Origin of the sequence: Azonexus sp., assembly GCF_036170495.1 — a bacterium.
Classification (GTDB): Bacteria; Pseudomonadota; Gammaproteobacteria; order Burkholderiales; family Rhodocyclaceae; genus Azonexus.
Map to the genome: position 1 here is coordinate 1 of NZ_JAVHPH010000157.1, position 4,848 is coordinate 4,848.

The window sequence follows — 4,848 nt, forward strand, 5'->3', positions numbered from 1 at the left end:
ACAAGCTGATCGATGGCGTGGTCTGGGACGGCAAGGATCCGGCCAAGTATGCCGATGGTTTCAAGATCAAGGCTTAAGGCAAGCCCGGAGCCGTCATTCTGGCTTTCGCAGGAATGACGGCTCACCAAACGCTTAGGAGAGAACCATGAGCGCACTGACGATGAATGTTGAATTTGGGGCAAAAATTCCGGTTGACCGTGGGATTAGCGGCCCGCCGGTCATAGAAGCGGCTATCGAGCCTGCCAAGGAAAAGAAAATGGAAAAAACCGTAACCGCCCCGGCCGAGCCGGGCACGCCTTTCAGCGAAAGGCTGGCCAGCATTGGCCGGGCCGTCTTGCCGCCGCTGCTCGGCATGGTGGTGCTGATCGGCATCTGGTACATCGCTACGATGAAAGGCGGCAGTATTCCCGGCCCGGTCAAAACCTGGGATGCCGCCACCATCCTGTTCGCCGATCCGTTCTACAGCAACGGCCCGAACGATCAGGGCATCGGCTGGAATATCCTGTCCTCGCTGCAACGCGTTGGCATCGGCTTTGGCTTTGCCGCGCTGGTCGGTATTCCGCTCGGCTTCATCCTCGGCCGCTCGGCATTTTTGTCGGCCATGATCAACCCGATCATCAGCCTGCTCCGTCCGGTTTCGCCGCTGGCTTGGCTGCCGATTGGTCTGCTTGTTTTCCAGCGGGCCGACCCGGCGGCGACCTACACCATTTTCATCTGCTCGATCTGGCCGATGATCATGAACACCGCCCAGGGCGTCCAGCGCGTACCGCAGGATTACCTCAACGTCGCCCGCGTCCTCGCGCTGTCCGAGTGGAAGGTCGTCACCAAGATTCTGCTGCCGGCCGTGCTGCCCTACATCCTGACCGGCATCCGCCTGTCCATCGGCACCGCCTGGCTGGTCATCGTTGCCGCTGAAATGCTCACCGGCGGCGTCGGCATCGGCTTCTGGGTGTGGGACGAGTGGAACAACCTGAAGGTGGAGCACATCATCATCGCCATCTTTGTCATCGGCATTGTCGGCCTGGTTCTCGAGCAAAGCCTGATCCTGCTCGCCCGGAAGCTGACCAAGGAATCGTCATGAGCGGAGCGCACAACATGGATAAGTTCGTACAAATTCAAACCGTTGGTCAGACCTTCGACACCAAGAAGGGCAAATTTGTCGCCCTGCGCGACATCAACCTGACCATCAAGCAAGGCGAGTTCGTCGCGCTGATCGGCCACTCCGGCTGCGGCAAATCGACGCTGCTCAATCTCATCGCCGGCCTGACCAAGCCGACCGATGGCGTGCTGCTACTCGAAGACCGCGAAATCGCCGGCCCCGGCCCGGAACGCGCCGTGGTTTTTCAGAACCACAGCCTGCTGCCCTGGCTGACCTGCTTCGAGAACGTCTATCTGGCCGTCGAAACTGTTTTCGGCACCAAGGAAGGCAAGCAGAAACTGCGCGACCGGACGGCCGCCGCGATCAGCCTGGTCGGCCTCGACCACGCCAGCAGCAAGTATCCGCATGAAATCTCCGGTGGCATGAAGCAGCGCGTCGGCATCGCCCGGGCGCTGTCGATGGAGCCCAAGGTGCTGCTCATGGACGAGCCGTTCGGCGCTCTCGACGCCCTGACCCGCGCCAAGCTGCAGGAGGAACTCATGCGCATCTGCGAGGCGACCCAGGCGACCACGGTCATGGTCACCCACGATGTCGACGAAGCCGTGCTGCTCTCCGACAAGATCGTCATGATGACCAACGGCCCGGCGGCAACCGTCGGCGAAATCCTGGCGGTGAATCTGCCGCGCCCGCGTCATCGCCTGACCCTCGCCCACGATCCGGCCTACATCGCCTACCGCGCAGCCGTGCTCGAATTCCTTTACGAAAAACAGGCGCACGTCGAAAAGCAGGCCGCCTGAACCGAGTCAATCGATTCATCGTCGCGGCGCGCTCTCCGAAGCGACTTTTGCCCGCCGGGTCAAACCGGCGGGCTTTTTCTTGATCCATCTCCTTTGCTTTCCCCCGGGCTGGGCGCTAAGGTTAGGCCATTCGATTTTGGGACAATGATTGATGCTGGCCAAACCGGGCAAGCTGTCGCGCAAGATTATCGGCATACTGGTCGCCTTTTTTCTGGTGGCCGCCTCGGTCATCGGGTTGACCCTGCTCATTTCCTGGCAACTGGAAGGGGTCGCTGCGGCGATTAACGATGCGGGTAGCCAGCGCATGCGGACCTACCGCATGGGCCATCTGATGGCGCGCGATCTTGAGGCAAAGGCGCCGACGGCCGGCGCCTCGCTCGCCTTGGGCGAAGAAATACAGCGTTTCGACAAGGTCCTGCGCGACCTGCAACAGGGCGACCCGGCTCGCCCATTGTCGTCGCCGCGCAATGCCGAGGTGCAGGAACGCCTGCAAACCGTTGAACAGGTCTGGCGTGACACGGTGCGACCGCTGGTTGCCGGCTACCTGGCCGGTGTGCGGGCCGAGCGCGAGAACGCCGTGAATCGTTTCGATGCCGAGCTCGAACCCTTCGTCAGCAAAATCAACGAACTGGCGCTGGCCATGGAGCGCACCTACGCCTTCGATACTAATCTGCTGCGCACGGTGCAGGCGGCCCTGGTCGCCCTGGCGATCGTTGGCACGGTCGTCCTGATTCACTATTTCTCGCGTCTCGTCATCGGGCCGGTCGGCGCACTGCATGCCGGTATGCAGCGCATGACGAGCGACGATCTGACGGTACGCGTCCCGGTCGCCAGCGATGACGAATTGGGCGGCCTGGCCTTCGGCTTCAACCAGATGGCCGAGCACCTGCAAAGTGTTTACAACACGCTGGAGCAGCGGGTCGCGGCCGAAACCCAGCGCCTCGCCCAGCGCAATCACGAATTAAGCATCCTCTATTCGGCGACCACCTTTCTCAGCGAGCCGGCCCCGGTAACGGTGCTCAGCGAGGGCTTTCTCGACCGGATCATGAATGCTCTGGGGGCGGATGCCGGCGCCGTGCGCATGTACGAACAGCCGTCGGACCGGTTGTTTTTGATTACCCATCAAGGCCTGTCCGTCGATTTCCTCGACCACGAGGCCGAAATGAATTGCGGCGACTGCTTGTGCGGCGAAGTCTTCCAGACCGGTGTTTCGGCCGCCTTTGCTACGGTCAACCCGCCGCCGGGCATGAAATTGCGGACCTGCATCCGCGAGGGATTCGCCACGGCGACCGCCTTCAGCATTCTTTACGACAAGCAGAAACTCGGCGTTTACAACCTCTATTTCAAGCGGCCGCAGGCGCTGTCCGAGCCGCAAATCCATCTGCTCGAAACGCTCGGGCATCACCTCGGTGTGGCCATCGAAAATCAGCGCCTCAAATCGCGCGAGAAGGAACTGGCGGTCTCCGAGGAGCGCAACCTGCTTGCCCAGGAATTGCACGACTCAATCGCCCAGGGCCTGGCCTTTCTCAACATCCAGGTCCAGTTGCTGCAGGACTCCCTGCGCAAGGGCAAGGTCGAAGAGGCCATGCAGACCGCCGGCCAACTGCGTGAGGGCGTGCAGGAAAGCTACGACGATGTGCGCGAATTGCTCGTCCATTTCCGGACCCGCGTCCATCAGTCCGACCTCGACACGGCCATCCAGTCCACGCTGGAAAAATTCGAGGGGCAGACCGGCATCGCCACGGCCTTCGAGCGCATCGGCAGCGGCGCCGCGCAGGTGCCGACCGACGAAATCCAGATCATGCACATCGTCCAGGAATCCCTGTCCAACATCCGCAAGCACGCCAAGGCCAGCCAGGTGCGGGTCGTCGTCAAGCGTGAAATAGGCCGGATTGGCGTCGAAATAGAGGATGATGGCGTCGGCTTCGATCCGGAAAGCGATCCGAATTGCTTGTCTGACCGGCATGTCGGCCTGAAAATAATGCGCGAGCGCGCGCACCGCATTGGCGGTGAATGTCGCGTCGCATCGAAACCGGGCGAGGGTTCCCGGGTTACCTTGACCCTGCCCCGCGAAAACAAAGAGGTTGCCTGAATATGAGCGAAAAAATCCGTGTCCTGCTGGTCGACGACCACACGCTGTTTCGCAGCGGTATCAAATCCCTGCTCCAGCGCAATGATGATTTCGAGGTCGTCGGCGAGGCCGGTGACGGGCTTGAAGGCATCAAGCGCGCGCGTTCGCTGAAACCCGACGTGACCCTGCTCGACCTCCACATGTCCGGCGTGTCCGGGCTTGAAGCGGTCAAGGTCATCGCCGAGGAAATGCCGGAAGTCAGCGTCTTGATGCTGACCGTGTCGGAGGACGCGCAGGATCTGGTCGATGCCTTGCGGGCCGGGGCCAGCGGCTATCTGCTCAAGAATATCGAAACTGATGCCCTGATCGATGCCATCCGGCGCGCCGCCCAGGGCGAGTCAGTCGTTTCGCAACAAATGACGGCCAAACTGATCCAGGGCGTGCGCAATCCGCCGAAGGCCGAAGCCGCGGGCGGCGAGCGCGATCGTTTTTCGCCGCGCGAACGCGACATCCTGCTCTCTCTGGCGCACGGCGAAAGCAATAAGGAAATCGCCCGCAAGCTCGATCTGGCCGAAAGCACGGTCAAGATTCACGTGCAGAATATTTTCAAAAAACTGAACATGAGCAGCCGTGTCCAGGTCGCGCTTTATGCTGTCGAACACGGCTACGCCCAACCCCGCCACAACTGACCTGCCGGCATCGGGGCCGGGCGTTTGCTACGGTCAACCGAAAATTTTGGCCAAAACTGAAATGAAAAAACCCCGACCTTGACGGAGGGGGTTTGGTGCGCACCGCCAGTCTGGCAAAGATGCGTCTGCTATGACGAAATCGGGTGAGTCCGCTGCAGATGTTCGTAGGTTTGCGACAAATCCTTGACGTGC

General features: G+C 61.1%; 4 protein-coding genes. All 4 read left to right on the top strand.

Annotation, left to right across the window (positions count from 1 at the left end; all coding sequences use genetic code 11):
- Window positions 1-145: 145 nt before the first annotated feature.
- The 4 genes from ntrB to ADADOO_RS04890 all read left to right on the top strand — a co-directional run bounded on the left by ntrB (window position 146) and on the right by ADADOO_RS04890 (window position 4,656).
- Window positions 146-1,081, top strand: a complete 936-nt coding sequence (gene ntrB / locus ADADOO_RS04875) for a nitrate ABC transporter permease (RefSeq protein ID WP_511275493.1) — start codon at window positions 146-148, stop codon at window positions 1,079-1,081.
- A 14-nt stretch (window positions 1,082-1,095) separates the two neighbouring features.
- Window positions 1,096-1,896 (top strand): ABC transporter ATP-binding protein, encoded by an 801-nt coding sequence (locus ADADOO_RS04880; RefSeq protein WP_511275495.1) that lies wholly within the window; start codon window positions 1,096-1,098, stop codon window positions 1,894-1,896.
- A gap of 151 nt (window positions 1,897-2,047) precedes the next feature.
- Window positions 2,048-3,988 carry a type IV pili methyl-accepting chemotaxis transducer N-terminal domain-containing protein gene (locus ADADOO_RS04885; RefSeq protein ID WP_511275497.1) on the top strand — a complete coding sequence of 647 codons (1,941 nt, stop codon included), beginning with the start codon at window positions 2,048-2,050 and terminating at the stop codon, window positions 3,986-3,988.
- Window positions 3,989-3,990: 2 nt separating this feature from the next.
- A complete protein-coding gene (locus ADADOO_RS04890; RefSeq protein ID WP_511275498.1) occupies window positions 3,991-4,656 on the top strand; it encodes a response regulator in 666 nt (221 codons plus the stop codon).
- The last annotated feature ends 192 nt before the right edge of the window (window positions 4,657-4,848 follow it).

Bases quoted from the DNA above. Each gene is read 5' to 3' on its own strand.
- ADADOO_RS04880 (WP_511275495.1), top strand. From the start codon at position 1,096: ATGGATAAGTTCGTACAAATTCAAACCGTTGGTCAGACCTTCGACACC.
- ADADOO_RS04885 (WP_511275497.1), top strand. From the start codon at position 2,048: ATGCTGGCCAAACCGGGCAAGCTGTCGCGCAAGATTATCGGCATACTG.
- ntrB (WP_511275493.1), top strand. From the start codon at position 146: ATGAGCGCACTGACGATGAATGTTGAATTTGGGGCAAAAATTCCGGTT.
- ADADOO_RS04890 (WP_511275498.1), top strand. From the start codon at position 3,991: ATGAGCGAAAAAATCCGTGTCCTGCTGGTCGACGACCACACGCTGTTT.